The organism is Vibrio sp. 10N.222.54.E6, from assembly GCF_041473955.1.
GTDB lineage: Bacteria > Pseudomonadota > Gammaproteobacteria > Enterobacterales > Vibrionaceae > Vibrio > Vibrio tasmaniensis_A.
Genome location: NZ_JBFRTD010000010.1, coordinates 282,645 through 301,492 on the forward strand (window position 1 = coordinate 282,645; position 18,848 = coordinate 301,492).

Below are 18,848 nucleotides of genomic sequence, written 5' to 3' on the forward strand. Positions count from 1 at the left end.
TACTTAACCGTACTTAACCGCACTTAACCGCACTTAACACAAGTTAGCCATGCCTTAGCCATGCAAGTTTAGAGCATTTTGATGTATTGCCCCGGCGTGTAGCCATTGGCCTTTTTGAAGTGTCGATGAAAATGGCTTTGATCATGAAAGCCACACTCTTGCGCGGTATCTGAAATCGTATGCCCTTGCTTCAATAACTTACGCGAAAGCCTTAACCGAGATTGGATTTGATACGCATGCGGCGGAAGACCAAATTCTTTCTGAAAAGAACGCACTAAGTGAAACGGGCTCAATGCCGCTAACTTAGATAGTTCGTCTAGCGACACATCGGCTTGTGGGAAATCATCTAAAAACTCTTTCACCAACACAAGCTGGCGCTGAGTTTTCCCATCGAGTTGAGGGTTAAGCGGCGATTTTCCATGTCGACTAATCAGCTTAACCAACATCCCATACATCAAGGTCTCTCTTAACAGGCGATTGTCGGATTCATCGATCGTGTTAAAGACCAACCTCAATTGATTAGCGAGTTCAGGGTCTTCAACCACCGCTCTTGGGAAGTAAGGCGCACCGTAGTTCGGTAGGTTAAGCTCTTGAGTGATCTTGGCAAGTTGCTCTGGGAGTGGATACATGGCTCGATACGCCCAACCGCCTTCAGTGGCAGAGTGACCGCTATGAACTTCGTCGGCATTGACCAGAATAATCGCATTTTGTGGCGCGATATGATGCCCGCCTGTTCGATAAAAGCGCTGCGCCCCCTGCTCAATAACCCCAAGCGTGTAGCCCTCATGGCTGTGGCGTGAGAAGTTCTGCTTTTCATATTCAGCATCAAGAATTTCAAGGCCACCGAGCTCTTCCGTTATCTTATATTCGGCCTTTTCTTTAGAGCGCTTCTTGTTCTCCATAACAATTTCCAAGCCTGTTAATTATCGAGCGACTTATCAGTCTACTCTATAGTCTCTTTCAGCTTTTGTACAAAATTGCGCTTTTGTTTGTTAATTCCGTTTTTGTCGTTGCCTTAATAACGCTTTCTAACTGGGAGGAAAGTCTTGGTATGAAAAGGGCGATAAATTAACCATACATGCCAACGCGCTCTTCAAATCATCAGCAATCTGGCTGATACATCATCAAAAAACGCGAATCCTTTTCTTTTTCTTAAATAAGCCAACACCCCAATTATGAAAACTTAGATTTCGAAAATTGCAAACCTAGAGTGTTAATTAGCATCAAACACAGAAATTAAGAGTGATAATCACTCCCATTCCTTTAAATCAATATGAACCCCACAACATGCGCACGCATACGCACATTTAAGATTAGAGTTTTAGCTCTTTTATATAAGCCATACAATTGAAAAAAAAGGAGAAACAAGACGATGATCACATTTACAACTGAATCAATTGAGTCAATTTGCAATTTACTGAGACATGAAACATTTCCGAATAAAACGACATACCAGCTAAATGATGGAATTCACTTACGAACTGTTTCTAACTTTATTGCTGATGAACAGCACTTTGAGGTCAATGGCATGAGCTCTTCCGTGATTGTTGGTTATAAGCTACAGCTTAAATCTGGAGAAGATATTTACTTACAACTTAAAGATGACGAGCTCATTTTGAAAGAAACCAAAATACCAGCAAAATCAAATCAAGACTATGGCATCGACGGCGCTGTATCGGATTTTATGTTTTAAATACTCTCGCGTAACTTATCTGCTTGGATGAGCCTCTGGATTAACAATTGGCTCAATAAAATATATGCCATTGACACCCAACGTTGTTGCGCAACTCACTTTAGAGACAGAGTCGCTATGCTTCGAGTGATTCTTAATCAATACGACAAGTTTCAGGTATTCCTAACCCAGCAAGTTTGTTCAACACTTTTATCATCACGCAAGTTTCTTCCACCTGTGCGTTGTAATGTCTTAAGCTTAATCGCTCCATAGCAACTATTTTAAGGCGATAGGCTTAACTAAGCTCATCTGGCTGAGGGTTAGCCGGCGATTTTCCATGTCGGCATATACTCTATCGCCTCCTTTTACTGCGCATCATTTGCCATTGCAGGGGGTGTTGCGCTGGCTTTGATTTTCAAATACTGCCCAGTTAATACATAGGCGATGCCCAGTAACAACAGTACCGATACAATCGGTATATTAAGCCCTATCGAAGAATACAAGATTCCCAACACAATATTAATCAACGCAGCCAAAATGTTAGAGAGAAACAAAACAGCATAGACATTTTTCATCTCATTGTTTCCCCAGTAATAGCCCACTGTCGACACGTATAACACCAAGACACCACCGTAATTAAAACCAGTGACCACAGCCAAAAATGCCGTCCCAAAATTTGATTGCAATAGCAAAGGGCTAATAGAAAGTACCAGTGCCTGAATAAACAAATTTAACTTAATGGCCTTACTAGGGAGCCACTTATCGCTCAGATAACCCCAAACGACTCGCCCCACGGCATTGCTCAAGGCAAACATAGCAACGGCAGAGACGATCAGTTCTATTCCATAATCATTACTTAAAAGGGCAAGCTTACTATTAATAAAAAACCGGCAGTTAAACCTGCTGTCATGGCAAAAAACAACGTTTGGAACAACCGTCCTTGAACAACGGAAGTTAGGCGCACCCTCCCGGTTGATCCTGAAGCCATGATTGCGGGGTAGGACATGAACAACCCAGAAAAAATAGCAATAAAAATATAACCTACACCAACACCGCCAAGTAACTCATATGGAGACACTCCAGCAGTAAGAAAATACTGCGCGAGTTGACTCACCAATGCCGCCCCACCAGCAAACCCTGCAACGGCAAGACCAGTAACGAGCCCACGCTGTTCTGGATACCAAGCGACCCCTACAGTAATTGGAATCAAATAAGCGATCCCGACGCCTAAGCCACTTAACACTCCTACGCCCGCTAGAATGTAGTAGAAATTGTGAGCACCCAAACTCGCAAGCATCCAGCCGCATCCGAATAGAGCCCCACCTAATATTGCGCATTGTCTAGGGCCAAAGCGATCAATCAGCTTACTGGCAAAAAGCAGCATAATTGGGAACACAACGTAAAATAGGTTAAAAGGGGCTGAGGCTAACGCGGCAGGCACATCGTATTGCTTAATGAATACGGCATCATAGACAGACCATGAGTACGTTCCTCCCAAACAAGCTTGTAGTAATACCACAAAAAATAGAATGACTTGTTTCGGCACATTGAAAGAAAAAGAGAATTTTTGGTACATAGCTATTCAGTCCTCAAGCGGCAAAGCTAATCATGCCTAACCTATAGAATTATTTATTTTTCTTACATGAATCCGTTTCATACACGAAATTTCCGCACCACGTTTTTCAACTTTTCATTGGAACCCAGTAAATTGCCAATGTTAGATTGTGTAGCCTTAGCACTCACGATAAGTTCGCCAGCGATGAGGTTAATGGTACTAATGTTGCCGTTAATCTCCTCTGCTACAAGGCTTTGCTGTTGCGAGGCAACCGCCACCTGCGAGGTTAAACTAGCAACGTTATTTACCGAATGTTCCATCGACACCAAACGTTGAGATATTTTAGCTGTTCGCTCTACAGTAGAACGACTTGCTTCACTCGTTTTGCCCATACTATTGGCCACTCCAAGCGAAAGGGACGTTAACTCTGACAGCATCGCATCTATTTCATTGGTACTTGTTTGAGTACGAGCCGCCAATGCCCTGACTTCATCAGCGACAACCGCAAAACCTCTTCCTTGCTCCCCAGCCCTTGCCGCCTCAATCGCGGCATTAAGTGCCAATAAATTGGTTTGCTCTGCAACGCCACCGATCACGGTTAATACCTCGTTGATTCGAGATGCTCCATCACTCATTTGAGTCACGCGCTCAGCCATTACCTCAAATTGATCAACGAAAGCTTCAACACAAATCACCGCTTCACCAACCACCTGTTGCGATTGCGTCATGTCACCGATGACGGTCTGAGTAAACTCCGATGCGGAAACCGTGCTTTGTGCGACCGATTCAGAAGAAGCCGTCATTTCAGTCATGGCGGTCACCACTTGTTCCGTTTCTAACGCATGGCTATTGAGCTTATTCAGGTTTGAGTCCGCTTGATCGTGTACAAGATTAAGAGAGTGTGTAATTTGATCTGATGACTCCGAGACCTCTTTCATCATCAATTGCAGATTAGAAATAAACTCGTTGATGGCCTTCGCTATTTGCCCTAAGTCATCATTATTTTTTACAGGTAATCTCTGAGTGAGGTCACAATCCCCGGACGACAGGCTAATCACGACTTTTTTAAGTGCGACAATGGGACGGAACAAATACCCTAGAGTTGCAATTAAAATCATGGCTGCAATAACGACAGAAACCCCTCCCCCAATCAATAACTGCTGCCAAGCATCTTTCACGCTTCATCAATAATTTGTTCATTAGCTTCTAGTGTAAGGTGCCACTTTTGTTCACCAAGCACTCTAAAGCTTTGAGATAAGAAAAGGGATACATTGTCGTCTTTGGTGTATTTAAACACCCCCTGTAATTGTTCCAGAAAGCGGTCACCAATAGCATCCGCAACGAACCTATTTTGCAGTGACTGCCCTAGAATGTCAGACGAAGACGTTGAAAATAAAACCTGCTGCTGTTGGTTATAGATGGTTTCTTCTGCCGTCTCGATATTGGATTTTTTAAGAAATGTACTAAAACGTTCTAAGTGTATATTTAGCGTCAGCACGCCGTATTTGACTGGAGCTGCAATACTGACCGTCGATTTTCCCGTTTTCGGATCTTGATAAAAATCGGTCACGCTGGTTTGTTTCGTTTCCATCACAAGAGTAAACCATTGCGTCTTACGCGGGTCGCTCTCGGTCACGTCTAACATGCCATTTTTTGCAGAAAACCCAGTGCCATCAACAAACGCGATAACCACATCGTCCACGCTGTCTGTTTCTGCCATTAAGCCTAACGCTGTCACCATCTCTTTGGGGCTGCGCCTTGTTTGGAAGTACTCTGCCGAACGTTCCAAATTACCAACATTAGACGCAAGCCATTGCTCTATCTTGTAAGACTCTAAGCTCAAGCCCAGCTCTATTTTCTCAATCAGATTTTTCTCTAAATCTTGCTGGTATTTACTAAACAAAACCATATTGCTAACCGCAATACCGGCCACCATTAACATGATGGATCCAATGATTATTTTTTGCTTAAACCCGATATTGTTCATCCATGTAGAAAACACTCTCTCCCCCTTATCCAAAGTTATAGTTAATGAAAACATCTCATTGAATTAATACGCCAGAGCCCTAGCGTAAATAAGGCTCTGGCATCTGTTCCAATCAATTGACGCTATTAATGTCCATCACCATCACTCGAATTTCAGTGCTCGATTTAGCTTCATAAATAACCCCCAAGTCTTCGTTGCCTGCCGCTCCTTTATTTGGAAGAATAACAATGTCTGAATAAGCGCTGTACCCATCACGAAATTGGGTTCGCTGGGTAAAGTTGTACACACCACTGCCGTTATCCGTCGCACTCCAAATAGCCAAATCATTGCGATCTGAACTAACGGCGCCATTGCCTTGTGGGCCAGACATCAGTACGCGGTCGTTACCGTATCTCACTAATCCAATATCAACTTGGTCAAGTTTAAAAAACAAAGCGCCATTCACTGAGTTTCTGGTTTCTTCAATCACTTTCCAGCTAATACCGTTATCTTCGCTGATATAGTGGTAGCGATTAAAATTACCCGTTCCCGTGACTCCATCGTTACGTGCTGAAAGTAAAATGCGTCCATCGTTAAGCTGAACCATATCGGCTTCACTTGGCTCTTGGGCGTAGGTCGGTGTTTGTTGGCCTGCCTGCCACGAAACCCCATAGTCATCGCTGTAAATAGAAACCACCGACAGTTGTTCAAACGCATCTAGAACAATTGCAGGGAAAATCAAACGCCCCGAATTCAGTTGAATCCCTTGCCCCGGGCCTGCATTAATACTCTTCCAACCTGGGTCACCATGCCCACCATTGGCCCCAGTCTTAGCCCAACCTTGTTCCGCAGGATGGTTAATCACACTACCGTCGACTCGGCGCATTAAAGAAGCATCAAACTGAGCCACTGCAGTGTTAGCAATAGAAAAGTCGATGGTTTTATAAGCTGAACTGCCCGAAGTCGACGAGCACCCATTACCCCACGTGACCGTTTTACCGCTATGAGACTGACCGCCCCAACCACTCGCAATCAGCGTCCCATCGACGTAAAAGCTCGCACTACTGCCACTACCGACAATTTGATAATCATGGTAGCCACCAATATCAAAATTAAGTGGGTATTCGATGTTGCTCCCATTTCCATATAAAACCGCTTTGACTGATTTATCATCATTTACGACCAAATCAACAAGGTAACGAGTATTGCCATCACCATAATATTGGACGTTACATGCTCCATTCGCGACTCTAGAGTTCCAATCGAGTTGCCAACCGGAGGCTGCTGCCTGCGCTACTTGGCTAGCGCTTGGTGTATAAGACCATGTGGCTCTGCCGTTATGAGTCGAATCACCATTTGCAAACCAGTTCACATCGCGGACTTGATCTAAAACATCCGTTTCTGTCGACCACGTTTGTCCGTTGTCGTCACTGATTTTGAACAATAGCTTATGGTTAGGATCATCAAATGGAACACAACTACGGTTTTGGGCACAATTTATGTCCCACTTCGTATAAAAGACGAATATTCTGCCATTACTGGCATCTAACATCGGGCGAGGGTCAGAGTATGCCTCGGCTGAATTTTCTTGGATCACTTGGTACGCAGACCATGTCTGGCCATTATCTGTCGAACGACGGCTCTTTATACTTGTTGGAGCACCATTTCCGGGATCTCCGGATGTTCCTCTTCCTTCCGCAAAAGCGACTAAAGACCCATCGGCCGCGACGACCATAGACGGAATACGATAATGGCTACTGCCACCTTCTCCACCTTTAAAAACGATGGTATCGCGAATGTTAGGAGCAACGGCGTTAGCTTGAAAAGTTACGAGTAAGGATGAAGCAATTGCAACGCTCGCTAACAGGTTAATTCCTTTTAAACAATGTTCTCTATTTTTCACTTTAATTCTCCTTAAATAGAACGGAGAACAACAAGCACCAACTGCTGATGTTTACTATCAATAGACAATAACCTCAGAGGCTTCACGCCTCTGAGGTAAACCATCAAAGTGTTTGCTGTTCAATTGGTCCTAAATCAAACCGAACCCATTAAATAACGTTTAGGGTCGGCTCTTTACGCGTAAGTCACCTATAGGGGGAGCGGCTTATGCGTGCCAATTAATCAAATAACAACTTTGTAGTCCTTGTCCTTTTGCGTTTTCACCTCCAATGATAATTAGACCTTGTTCACTGGAAATCGAGATGCCATAAGCTTGGCCTGTGGGCAGTTCACCTACCCGCCGCCATTGTTGCTCCTGTAAACACCAAACATCACCAGCATAATGCTTGCTTAACCCTTGATGGGTATACCACTGCTTTTCTCTCGCTTTCTTCTGGCTACCGATGAAAAATGCGCCTCCGGCAACCAAATACTGGCCTTTCACCAGCCCGGCATACGCGCCGGCTAAACCTTCATGCTCTTGGGGGGAATCTTGAATGCTCGGCAACGTAGTGCTCTTCACTTCTTCTATGGACAAAAAAGTAAATTGTTTTACTTGGGTACTGCGCAGCCCAGGTTTGATTTCTCCGTCTACCAACACCACCTGATTGTCATCTTGTATTAGGCTCGCACCACAGTTAGCTGGAAATGGATTTTCTGTTAGGATTCGCCATTGCAACGTTTCGCAATCGAACAACCAAATGTCCTGATTCCAACCGTACTGATCCGGTAGCATCGACATAAATTCAACCAAAGCGGCTTGATGTTTTTCGGGTTCAAGCGCTGAGTCTATCTTGCTTAGCTTCGCTAGAAAGTCATCAAATAAGGGCTTGTTATATCCTCCCCAAAACGCGATTTTTCCAGGTGCGATTTCACAACCGCTAGCACCGAGTAAACCGACTGGGATCTCCGATTCGACCGTTTGCCATTCGTCGTTTTCAATATCAAACCAGTGAATATCCGTAAGCACTTGGACGCTCTCACAACCTTCCTGTAATCCGGCGCCAGAGAACACCCAAATGGCACTACCACTCGCGACCATGACGGCATCATTCCTAACCACACCAGTAAACGCTGCCATCAATTTCCAACCACGTTCAGTTGCGTTCAAATCTAGACTATAAAACTGCGTTCCTGCACTGCCCAACCCTACGAAGATTCGGTCGCCAATTCGAGCACCGACAGCGTTTTTAATTTCAACGGGAAAGTCAGGATACGTAACGATAGAAAATGACATACTTAACCCCGTAAATTAATGAGTGACTTGAACAGCTTTGCCGTCCCAAGAAAGCAAATACACTTCTTTACGTGCCGCACGCTTACTATCTTCTCCGCCAATCACCAATACACCCTCATCAGTGGTAAAAGAAGCCCCATAAGCCAGGCCATATGGTAAATCGGTAGATTGCGCCCAAAGCCCATTTTTCAACACATACGTTTCAGGATTAAACGCTTTACCAAAACCGTTATGCGCAAACATTTTCCCTTGTTCGAATGCCCCTTTCGCGCCATGGAAGTTAGCGCCACCCGCCACGATCACAACACCGTTACTTTCTCCGGCGAACGCGCCTGCAACGCCTTCTTGAGTCTGTTGGTTTGATGGCTTAGGCAAGTCATGTAAGCTCATCCAAGGTTGAGACGCACCAAAAGCAAACTGCTTCACTTCAGAAGTTCTTAGTCCTGGCTTTATCTCACCGCTCACCAACGTCGCCTTAGCACCTTGCTTAACCAAAGCGGAACCACAGTTAGGCAGGTAAGGAGAAGAGCCTAACTCTTTCCATGTCCCGGTTTCAGGTGTATAGCTAACAACGTTTGAATTCCATTTGTAATCTAGTGGCTTCATTCCCATGTAGTCATCGACTATTTTTTGCCATTTTTCAGGCTGATCTTTTCTGCTTGTCGTATTAATGTCTGCCAAGTATTTATCAAAGTAACCTTTGTTATAGCCGCCAAAAAACAGCACTTGTTTGTTATCAGGCGAATACGAAGCCGCCCCGAGTAACCCTACTGGCGTCTGAGTATTCACACGGGCCCAAGTATTGTCGCCAGCGTCATAGCGGTAAACGGTATCAAAAAGGACAGGAGCCGCATCACTGGAATTGTTCTTACCAGAGCCACCAAAAACATAAATATTTTCACCAACGACACTTGCTGTTGCACCACTTCGCGCAGGCCCTGAGAAATCCGCTTTCTTTTGCCAGCCTTTCTTTACATACTCCAGATCCAACATGTAGAAGTCTTGCCCGGTAGACCCTAAGCCCACGTAAAGCTTGCTCCCTACTTGAGCGCTGATCCCGCTTTTCATACCAACAGGTAAATCAGGCCATTGGTCTTTTGCAAAAGACGCTGTACTAAGGCATACCGAAGCAGCCAAAAGTGGCATAACCAAGCGATTGAAGTGTCGTTTATTCATTATATTAATTTCCTTATTTGAATGGCTCTAATCAGTCATTCAGTTAATGAGAATACGTATGACTCTCTTGTTTATGATTCATACACAGTATTGATCGAAGGAAATTATTTTTATAAGATCAAGTTAACAAAAAAATTATTTTCATATAGAAATAAAATAAAAGCCTACGATTGCAGGCTTTGGGTAGAAATGAGTTTTAGCTTATTAAGTTGTCATAAGTGGCATGACAACTTCTGCTGTTTCCAAAACGGACTCTGAGTATTCTGGATAAATGTCGAGCAAGGTATTAACCAATACGTCAACGAGCAACAGAGCACCAACTTTAGAAGAAAACGCGCCTCCAGTCAGTGGGCCTTCAGGCCTTGCTGCCACTAACATTTCAGTAGATATGGCAGACAAAGGGCTGTGACTAATGTTCGTTAAGGAGACGACAGGAACTCCGCGCTTATACGCTTGCGTCGCCGCGTGGACTACCTCTTTGGTCGAACCGGAACTGGACACAGATATCCACAAATCACCTTCAGTACAACGAACTGCATTCATTGCGGCAAGGTGAGTGTCCTCATACATAGTGACTTTTTTACCAATTCTTAACAAACGAAAAGAAAGATATCGCCCTACAATACTCGATGCACCAACGCCAACACAGCTGATAAAACTAGAGTTATGAACAAGCGTACAGATCCTCTCTAACGATTTTCTGTCAATTAGCTTGGCGGTATCATTCAAACTTGCTACCGCATTCTGAGCGGAAACGTCGCAAATATCGCCTTCAATTTCTGGCGCATTTTGGCTAGCCGTTTGGCTTAAATCGATAGCCAACCCCATACGGAAGTCGGAATACCCTTTATATCCCATATCACGACACAGACGGACTACTGTCGCTTCACTGGTTTGAGTATTTTTGGCAAGTTCCGTGATTGTTTGAAATTGCACATCGTGTGCATTTTCAATAATGTAATTAGCCACAATAGTGAGTTTTTTACTCAAGGGTTCTATATTTGAACGCATTCTGACTAATAAATTTTTAGGCGTATTCACATTGGCCCCTTTAAATACTTAATGCTTGATCCAAAATAACAGACTCCATAAAACAATGACATAGCCCCCCACCTTAAAGCGCATTATAAGGGGGATTCCCCCCCTTTTATTGTTACAAGAAGTCAGCGTCTCGCATTTTTGCTACAACATCGGCTTTTTGTACTGCCGTTAACGGGCGAATTGGGGAGCGAGGATTACCGGCATCAATACCATGCAATTCCATCGCGGCTTTACCCGCTGCTACGCCGCCGTATTCTACCAACACACGAATAAGCGCAATTACTTTGTCCATTAACGCTGCGACTTGAACTTGATCGCCCTTGTTAAATGCTTCAATGATCTTCAAGTAAAGTGGTGCAGCGTAGTTATAAGTACTACCGACAGCACTCACAGCCCCAACAGCCAAACCAGCGGGCAAAAACTCATCAACACCAAACGGGATATCAAACTTACCATTGGCTACACGTACACAACGTTGATATTCATACAAATCGACGTTGTTAAATTTTGCACCCGATAAGTTAGGAATACGATCATCGGCTTGAATTAGAAACTGTTCCAAATCGACATTTACGCCAGACATACCAGAGTGGTAATAATAAAATCCTTTTGAAGGCGCGGCGGCCGCAACTTGCGCACAGTATTCGACCAAATCTTCAACATTGCCTGGTTTAAAGAAACACGGACCAATAGCCGATGTCGCGAGAATATCCAAACCCTCTGCGTGGCGAGTAAGCTCTAACGTATCAATAATACTTAGCGCACCAGTATGAATAATGAGATCTAATTTACCAGCAGCAGCCTTAACCCAATGCTGCGCGATTGCTTTACGTTCTTCAACCGAGCAATGAATCCCCTCACCCGTTGTTCCACACACGTAAGCGCCCGTTACTCCTTGATCAACTAACAGTTCTGCAATTTGGTCAATCGCACCAAAATTGACTCTGTTAGCGGCATCAAACGGTGTGTGTGGCGCTGCAATTAGTCCAGATAACTTTTTCATCTTCTTACCTTAATTTTATTGTCTTAAATATGGAATAAACCGGAACCCATTCCATCTACTTAGTCGTTTATTTAATCTGCGGCTACTTTCCGTAATCAAGCATCAATTCTGGAAGAAAAAGCGTGAATTGAGGGAATACCGCAATAAGTGCCAGCACGATAAATAATGGCACCAAAAGTGGAATGACCCCTTTGGTCAAGGTATGGAACGGAATGTCTCCAACCTTCGAAACCACATACAAAGCCATGCCCATTGGCGGAGTTAAAATACCAATCATTAAGTTCAAAATAGCCATTACACCGAAGTGAACCGGATCAATACCCACAGCCGCGGCAACAGGTACAAGGAACGGAACCAATAAAAGAAGCAAGGCTAGCGATTCGATAAATGTACCCAAAAACAGGAGCAGTAAGTTAATCAGTAGCAAGAGTACAAGCGGGTTATCACTGATTGTTAAGAAATAGTCAGCCATCATTTGAGGCAATTGTTCTCGAGCCACAATCCAACCAAATACCGTTACCCCCATGACCATCAACGCGACAACGGCAGTGGTATTAACGGTTTCTTTTAAAATACCGACAAAGCTTGTAAGCGTAACTTGACGGTAAACCACAACACCTAAGAACAAAGCGTATAAAGAAGAAACAACGGCCGCTTCTGTTGGAGTGAATTTCCCGGAGAAAATGCCACCAATAATGATAACTGGCGTCAACAAAGACAAGAAAGCTTCTTTTAGTGATTTAAATCGCTCACCACGAGTCGCTTTAGGTAAGGTCATGTAGCCACGTTTCTTACAGATGAAATAGCTCATTACCATTAATGAGGCTGCACACATCAATCCAGGGATGGCTCCCGCCAAAAACAAAGCACCGATCGATGTATTTGAAACCACACCATAAATGACAAGCGGCACAGAAGGTGGAACCAAAGGACCAATAATGCAAGAAGCGGCGGTTAATCCACCAGCAAAGTCATCATCATACTTTGCATCTCGCATTGATTTGATTTCAAGTTGCCCAAGGCCACCCGCATCCGCAAGCGCCGATCCAGACATGCCAGAGAAAAGTAAACTTGCCATAATATTTACATGGCCCAAGCTACCGGTAATGTGCCCGACCATGGATTTAGCAAAGTTAAAAATACGTTCTGTAATACCAGCACTGTTCATTAAGTGCCCAGTTAATACAAAAAACGGAACCGACAACAAAGTGAAGTTGTTGATGCCACCCAGCATTTGCTGAGCCGCGAAGTTAATTCCGGTACTTTGAGTCAATACCAAAAATACGAGTGCAACGAAAATAAGTGAAAAACCGACGGGCATCCCTGCAAACAGAAGTGCTAACCAGCCAAAAATTGAACCTGCCATAATGACTCCTACCTAACGACTGTTTGAGATGATTGTTCAGATGACTTAGCTGTACTTACACGAAACTCACCGACTAACTGAACCATTTTTTCCAGTTGACGTGCCACCATAAACAGCCCCGCAAGTGGTAAACTGTAATTCATCCACTTACTCGAAATTTCTAACGTGATCAGTTCAAAAAAAGCGGTACGTTGAACGTGCTGGTAGCCTAAATAAATGATGGCAAAAATAGACACGAGTACAGCTAACTCCAAAGTAAACGCTAACGAAAAGCGTATTTTGTTGGGTAATTTATCTGAGAAAAAAGTAATTTTGACGTGCGAGCCCGTTTTGATGGCCATCGCACAACCAATTAACGACATATACATAAAAAGAACTCGTGCGAGCTCTTCACTCCAAAGCGAAGGATCATTCAATAACCAACGGGTTCCGATCTGCCAAGTCAGTACTAGGAGCAGAATGGCCATTAAAGGCACGGTGATGATCTCTTCGATATTATCAATAATCTTACGTAACATTTTTTAGCTCCAAGGCTGGCCTCTAATGGCCAGCCAAGCTTATTTACTACCAATAGACGATGGCTTACATGCTCGCCAGTTTTTTCACAATTGGCTGACCAATTTTGTCTTCAAACTTCGTGTATAGCGGCTCCATCGCTTGACGGAAAGGAGCAAGGTCGGGGTAAGTAACATTCACGCCTTGAGACTCAAAGAAAGCAACTAACTCAGCTTCTTGTTTTTTCACTGAAGCAGTATGAACAGCGCCCGCTTTCGCTACCGCGGCAGTCACGATCTTACGATCAGCCTCGGACAGTTTTTGCCAAGTTGTCTCAGAAATGATCACCATTTGATCGTTCACAATGTGGTTTGTGATCGCGAGGTTCTTCTGAACTTCATAGAACTTCATTGTTTTAATGGTCGGCAATGGGTTTTCTTGGCCATCAACGGCGTTGGTTTGCAGTGCTAGGTACACTTCAGAAAACGCCATTGGTGTCGGGGATGCACCAGACAGTTTTGCGTAGTTTAAGTTTGGTTTAGCGTTTGGAACACGAAGCTTCAAGCCTTTAAAGTCTGAGATTGATTCAAGAGGGCGGTTAGACGTTGTTTCACGTGTTCCGTTGTACCAAGTATCTAGCGCTCGCCAATTGAACTTAGTCAACATTTCCTCACGGATGCCTTGGCCAAAATCAGATTCGAACATACGGCGTAGATGCTCATAGTCTTTCGCAACGTATGGCAATGTTACGGCTTCTGCGCGAGGAATCCAAAGACCCATACGACCAAATTCTGCGTAAGTGATATCCAAATCACCTAGGCTTAGCTGTTGTAACATTGCGCGGTCATCACCTAACTGTGCGCTTGGAAAAAGTGACAGTTTGATGTCCCCGTTACTCATCTCGTCAATGGTATCCGCAAGCAGTTTCGCAGAAGTGTATTCCACAGAGCCTACTGAGGCTTGCATCCCCATTTTAAGCGTTGTAGCCGCTTGTGTAGAAACAGCAAATCCGAGAGTCAGCATAGCAATAGTGATTTTGTTCATGGCTTTCATATTATTCCCTTATATTGGTTTTCGGTCTGATTTCACCACTTTCAAAAAAAATTTTTATTTTGTTTGAAAAAAATCTTCGTTATGGATTATTATTGCGGTGAAGATTATTTTCAAACCTAGATTTAACAAAATGTGATCACGGACAGATATTCAATTCAAATAGCACTACAGTTGCTCATTCATTGCTGTGATGCATTCAAGTAATACCGTGACAAAACTTATACAGACGAGGCCCATCGTGAGAAATAAAGCAATTTGTATCAATGACTTAAAAGGCATTTTACACGGACAAACCATTGTCTCTATTCAACCAGTTGAACTCAGCCCACTTGCGAAAACTGAGATTATTGTCGCAATGGCACAAGCCGCAGAACAAGCTGGAGCGAAAGCACTCCGCATTGAAAGTATCAACAATGTGAAGGCGGTTTCTGAACATGTCAGCATACCAATTATTGGTATTGTGAAGCGTGATTTAGAGAATAGTCCGGTAAGAATTACGCCTTATTGCAGCGATGTCACTGCACTGGCAGAGGCTGGGGCAACCATCATAGCGTTTGACGCAACTGACCGAATTCGACCAGAAAGCCGCGATGCAATCGTCACCGCAATTAAGGAAACAGGTTGCTTTGCGATGGCGGACAGTTCATGTTTTGAAGACGGTCTTTGGGCCCATCAGCATGGCGTCGAGATCATTGGATCAACGTTGTCAGGTTATGTTGGAGAAAGTGAACCAACTGAACCAGACTTTGAACTGGTTAAACAGTTTTCTAAAGCGGGTTTCTTTACTATGGCAGAAGGCAGGTACAACACACCTGAACTTGCCGCTAAGGCCATTGAGTGTGGTGCAACAGCAGTAACCGTTGGTTCAGCCTTGACACGATTAGAAGTCGTAACGAACTGGTTTAATAAAGCAACTCAAGCAGTAGAGGCGTAATAATGAACATCCTAGCCATTGACATTGGCGGCACAAAAATCGCGTTGGGGTTTGTCTCAAATGGCAAGCTCTGTGAGCGAATGCAAATCCCGACCATTGACGTAACTTCTGCAAATCAATTTGCAAACCATATACTGCAGCACTGCGAACCTTGGTTAGAAGATGTGGATCAAATTGGCATCTCCACTACGGGGTTGGTTACAGAACAAGGGATCAGCGCCATTAACCCAGACACATTGGCCTTTCCCACTCCTTTCCCACTCCATACTGAAATCAAAGCACAAACAGGCAAGCCAGTCGCAATGCTAAACGATGCGCAGGCAGCGGCATGGTATGAATACTTGCACTTAACCGATCAAGAAAAAAACATGGCCTATCTAACGGTATCAACCGGTGTCGGTGGCGGCTTGATTCTTGATGGGAAGCTTCATCGCGGACAAAACAACTTTGCCGGACATATAGGTCATTTAGTGATTGATCCCAACGGGCCAATTTGTGGCTGTGGTCAAAGAGGTTGTGTCGAAGCCATCGCCTCAGGGACAGCCATCAATAAATACGCCCAACAGACAATTAATAACACCATTTCTAACGTCGAACTTTTTGAGCAAGCGCACCTTAACCCCTCTGCCGAACACATTATTCAGCAAAGCGCCCAAGCTATCGCCACGTTATGTTGTAATTTAAAAGCCACCCTTGATTTAGATGTGATCGTAATCGGGGGGGGAGTGGGTCTTGCGGCTGGTTATTTAGAGCGGGTAGCACAGCACATTGAGATGCGTCCGCGTCCATTTCAAATCAAGTTAGCACCAGCAAAGGGCAATCATGATGCTTGTCTGTTAGGGGCCGCCGCTCTTTTTGAACACTGAGTTTAAGTGTATTTGGGCTCTGTATATACCACGTATTTTATCAAGACTGCTCTTCAATTAAGAGCGAAAGGACTATTCATGACACTCAAAGCAATCTCAGCGCTGCGTATTTTTGATGGTGAGAAGATGCACTACGAATCCGCATTACTTTGGCAGGAAAACCACATCGTCTCAATCGTGCCTGAGAATCGTATTCCTGCGCAAGCCGAAGTCATACGCTACCCTTCATCTACGCTTACACCAGGGTTTATCGACCTCCAAGTAAACGGTGGCGGCGGTGTCATGTTCAACCAACAAACCGACGTCAAAGGCATTGAAACCATCTGCCATGCCCATAGAAAACATGGTACTGCTTACTTGCTACCTACGTTAATCAGCGACAGTTCAGAAAAGATCAAACAAGCCTTGTTGGCTACTCGTTCCGCTCTAGAAAATAAAACTAAGGGCGTATTGGGTGTCCACTTAGAAGGACCATGGCTAAGCCCGGAAAAAAAAGGCGCTCATGATACCAGTCATTTTTACGACCCTACCGTCGCCGGACTCCTCGACCTTCCTTGGCTAACTCAGGGAAAAACGCTTATTACTTTAGCTCCTGAAGCTGTAAATTCGGCCGCTATTGACTGGCTTTCTCGTAAAGGGGTATTGGTGTCTTGTGGCCATAGTAATGCAACAGAGCAGCAACTAAGCGAAGAAACCTTATCCCATATTGATGGCTTCACACACCTATACAACGCAATGTCTCCTCTAAACGGCAGAGAACCGGGCGTTGTTGGCACAGCGTTAATGACTGATCACGCGTGGTGCTCAATTATTACCGATGGGATTCACGTTGCCCCTACAAACATCAAGCTTGCCCACCGAGCAAAACCGAAAGGAAAATTGCTAATTGTCTCAGATGCTATGGGCTCAGTCGGTAGCGCAGACAATAGCTTCGTTCTCAACAACGAAATTATCAAAGTTGTTGAGAACAAATTGGTCAATTCGAATGGCAACCTAGCTGGTGCACATATTGGTATGGATCAATCTGTTGCTAATATTATTGCATGGGGAATTGATGAAGAAGAAGCTTTTAAAATGGCATCGACTTACCCTGCACATGCGTTGCGAAGTGGGAGCTCTCTTGGTTACTTGAAAGAAGGATATATTGCAGCAGCAACAATTCTAAATGATAGCTATCATACACAAGCAGTTCTCGTAGACGGAGAAATTTGGAAAAGCTAACTCAAGTCATATCGCAAGCGGCAGATATCAACTCACGAAGCTCCGAGTCTGCAGTAGCAATAGTAAACTAACGAACTTATAGGGGTGGGATAATTTCTTAGTTTGGTCGAACATAGTAAAGTCACTTTTATTGTGACTCTACAGTAAAAGTCGAGTCTGAAAACTCATAGTGCAGATAGCAAAAAGCCGCTCATTAAGAGCGGCTTTTTTAATGGGTGGAAGCCCCAGCCACATCCCGGCACACACGTCGCCTGCTGCGGCTGCTCCCTTCCAGGCCTGACCGAGTTCACAAGTTAGTGTTGCGGGAGGACCAGAGCCTCCATAGATTCTTTTTCTAAGAGGCTTGCCTCAAAGAGTGATTGGATTATTAAGCATCGCAGCAACCATTGCAAGCCCTTCCACCCTATTTTTGAACAATTGCGTTCTAAGTGCTTATCCTTTATTCAACCCATTCGCAAATCGCAGGTAAATTCGCCATTTACCTGCAGTTGGAAGGTTTGGTTACAGAAGAGCTAAATATCGATGTCTTCATTATCTTCGGTGCGAAGGATGTAGTCTGTCATCCAAGCGGTGCCCAACAAACATAACCACACCACAAAAACGGGACTAGGCACTTCGATACTAGGGGTTATCACCAAAGCCGCAAAACCGACAGTTGGCAATGTCCAACACAACAGCTTATTCCAACGGAAAGTTTTCAAGCGCGTCAGTGTTTCCATCGATGCCATGATACCCGTGACACACAAAGCAACCAAAGCGGCATAAGGTAAATCGGCCATCCATAATGGAAGTATTAAGCCTAATGACCACCAGCTGTGTCGACTGGCTGGTTTAAGATGATTGGCCGCCCACCAAATCACGATGATCGACAAGGTTTGCAGCGTGGTAACCCACGGAACGCCATCAAGCTTTCCTGCGGATTGCGTCACCATGATCCCGACTTGTAGCGTTGCGACGATCAAGCCAGAAATAATCACGACCGACAAACTGCTACGTTTTGAAAAGACCACCATCAATAGTGGGAATAACACCCACACACTGACTGAGAGCGTGATGGGTTGCAAAGGAAGGGTTAGACCGTAAGTGGTCATGGCAGCAAGCAAAGCTAAACCTGCGATACCACCCTGCGGTAGAATCCATAATGCAGGAATGACCATTGCAAGTACTGGGATATCTCCCTCACTTAAACTGATTGCTCTCGCGCAAACAACCGCTAATAATGTGGTGATCAAGAACTGAAACGTTGAAAATACCATAGCCCTCTCCTTCTACCGATCCGTGGTACCATACCAATCGTAGTAATTAACTGGTCACCCTAGCTT

The 18,848-nt window shown here is 44.4% G+C and carries 18 protein-coding genes, 1 other RNA gene and 1 pseudogene; 4 read left to right on the top strand and 16 right to left on the bottom strand.

Annotated elements, in window-relative coordinates; all coding sequences use genetic code 11:
• Positions 1-68: 68 nt before the first annotated feature.
• Positions 69-902, bottom strand: coding sequence for an AraC family transcriptional regulator (locus tag AB4513_RS06195; RefSeq protein WP_009847235.1), 834 nt, complete (start codon positions 900-902; stop codon positions 69-71).
• A gap of 470 nt (positions 903-1,372) precedes the next feature.
• On the opposite strand from AB4513_RS06195, the gene AB4513_RS06200 reads away from it, so the two are divergent.
• Complete coding sequence (locus tag AB4513_RS06200; protein WP_102257799.1) at positions 1,373-1,693, top strand: hypothetical protein; 321 nt, start codon at positions 1,373-1,375, stop codon at positions 1,691-1,693.
• Between the two features lie 133 nt (positions 1,694-1,826).
• Here AB4513_RS06200 and AB4513_RS06205 read toward each other — a convergent pair.
• The 13 genes and pseudogenes from AB4513_RS06205 to AB4513_RS06265 all read right to left on the bottom strand — a co-directional run.
• Positions 1,827-1,940, bottom strand: a pseudogene (locus AB4513_RS06205) (IS5/IS1182 family transposase); the annotation flags it as partial.
• 97 nt (positions 1,941-2,037) lie between these two features.
• Positions 2,038-2,487, bottom strand: coding sequence for a hypothetical protein (locus AB4513_RS06210; protein WP_102257798.1), 450 nt, complete (start codon positions 2,485-2,487; stop codon positions 2,038-2,040).
• Between the two features lie 41 nt (positions 2,488-2,528).
• Positions 2,529-3,248, bottom strand: coding sequence for an MFS transporter (locus AB4513_RS06215; protein WP_102257797.1), 720 nt, complete (start codon positions 3,246-3,248; stop codon positions 2,529-2,531).
• A gap of 77 nt (positions 3,249-3,325) precedes the next feature.
• A complete protein-coding gene (locus tag AB4513_RS06220) occupies positions 3,326-4,405 on the bottom strand; it encodes a methyl-accepting chemotaxis protein (protein WP_240798318.1) in 1,080 nt (359 codons plus the stop codon).
• Entirely contained in the window at positions 4,402-5,229 is an 828-nt protein-coding gene (locus tag AB4513_RS06225; RefSeq protein ID WP_240798317.1) for a cache domain-containing protein, read from the bottom strand. The genes AB4513_RS06220 and AB4513_RS06225 overlap by 4 nt, the downstream gene beginning before the upstream one ends.
• Positions 5,230-5,326: 97 nt before the next feature.
• Entirely contained in the window at positions 5,327-7,096 is a 1,770-nt protein-coding gene (locus AB4513_RS06230; protein WP_102257796.1) for an exo-alpha-sialidase, read from the bottom strand.
• 204 nt (positions 7,097-7,300) lie between these two features.
• Positions 7,301-8,371 carry a YjhT family mutarotase gene (locus tag AB4513_RS06235; RefSeq protein WP_102257795.1) on the bottom strand — a complete coding sequence of 357 codons (1,071 nt, stop codon included), beginning with the start codon at positions 8,369-8,371 and terminating at the stop codon, positions 7,301-7,303.
• 15 nt (positions 8,372-8,386) lie between these two features.
• Positions 8,387-9,547, bottom strand: coding sequence for an N-acetylneuraminate epimerase (locus AB4513_RS06240; protein ID WP_102257794.1), 1,161 nt, complete (start codon positions 9,545-9,547; stop codon positions 8,387-8,389).
• A 204-nt stretch (positions 9,548-9,751) separates the two neighbouring features.
• Positions 9,752-10,588, bottom strand: a complete 837-nt coding sequence (locus tag AB4513_RS06245; RefSeq protein WP_102257793.1) for a MurR/RpiR family transcriptional regulator — start codon at positions 10,586-10,588, stop codon at positions 9,752-9,754.
• 112 nt (positions 10,589-10,700) lie between these two features.
• Complete coding sequence (locus AB4513_RS06250; protein ID WP_102257792.1) at positions 10,701-11,591, bottom strand: dihydrodipicolinate synthase family protein; 891 nt, start codon at positions 11,589-11,591, stop codon at positions 10,701-10,703.
• Positions 11,592-11,673: 82 nt separating this feature from the next.
• Positions 11,674-12,957: a TRAP transporter large permease gene (locus AB4513_RS06255; protein ID WP_009847244.1), complete on the bottom strand. Its 1,284-nt coding sequence runs from the start codon at positions 12,955-12,957 to the stop codon at positions 11,674-11,676.
• Positions 12,958-12,965: 8 nt separating this feature from the next.
• Positions 12,966-13,475, bottom strand: coding sequence for a TRAP transporter small permease (locus AB4513_RS06260; RefSeq protein WP_009847245.1), 510 nt, complete (start codon positions 13,473-13,475; stop codon positions 12,966-12,968).
• 64 nt (positions 13,476-13,539) lie between these two features.
• The gene (locus tag AB4513_RS06265) at positions 13,540-14,505 is read right to left on the bottom strand and encodes a sialic acid TRAP transporter substrate-binding protein SiaP (protein ID WP_102257791.1); all 966 of its coding nucleotides are present in this window, start codon (positions 14,503-14,505) and stop codon (positions 13,540-13,542) included.
• 253 nt (positions 14,506-14,758) lie between these two features.
• Here AB4513_RS06265 and AB4513_RS06270 point away from each other — a divergent pair, with 253 nt between their 5' ends.
• The 3 genes from AB4513_RS06270 (at position 14,759) to nagA (ending at position 17,526) form a co-directional block, all read left to right on the top strand.
• Positions 14,759-15,439, top strand: a complete 681-nt coding sequence (locus tag AB4513_RS06270; protein ID WP_372071310.1) for a putative N-acetylmannosamine-6-phosphate 2-epimerase — start codon at positions 14,759-14,761, stop codon at positions 15,437-15,439.
• Between the two features lie 2 nt (positions 15,440-15,441).
• Entirely contained in the window at positions 15,442-16,305 is an 864-nt protein-coding gene (locus AB4513_RS06275) for an N-acetylmannosamine kinase (RefSeq protein WP_102257789.1), read from the top strand.
• Positions 16,306-16,383: 78 nt separating this feature from the next.
• Positions 16,384-17,526, top strand: coding sequence for an N-acetylglucosamine-6-phosphate deacetylase (gene nagA / locus AB4513_RS06280; protein WP_009847250.1), 1,143 nt, complete (start codon positions 16,384-16,386; stop codon positions 17,524-17,526).
• 219 nt (positions 17,527-17,745) lie between these two features.
• Here nagA and ffs read toward each other — a convergent pair.
• Together ffs and AB4513_RS06290 are read right to left on the bottom strand one after the other, a co-directional pair.
• Positions 17,746-17,842: signal recognition particle sRNA small type (gene ffs, locus AB4513_RS06285), an RNA gene on the bottom strand.
• 196 nt (positions 17,843-18,038) lie between these two features.
• Positions 18,039-18,782, bottom strand: a complete 744-nt coding sequence (locus AB4513_RS06290; RefSeq protein WP_009847251.1) for a hypothetical protein — start codon at positions 18,780-18,782, stop codon at positions 18,039-18,041.
• Positions 18,783-18,848 lie beyond the last annotated feature (66 nt).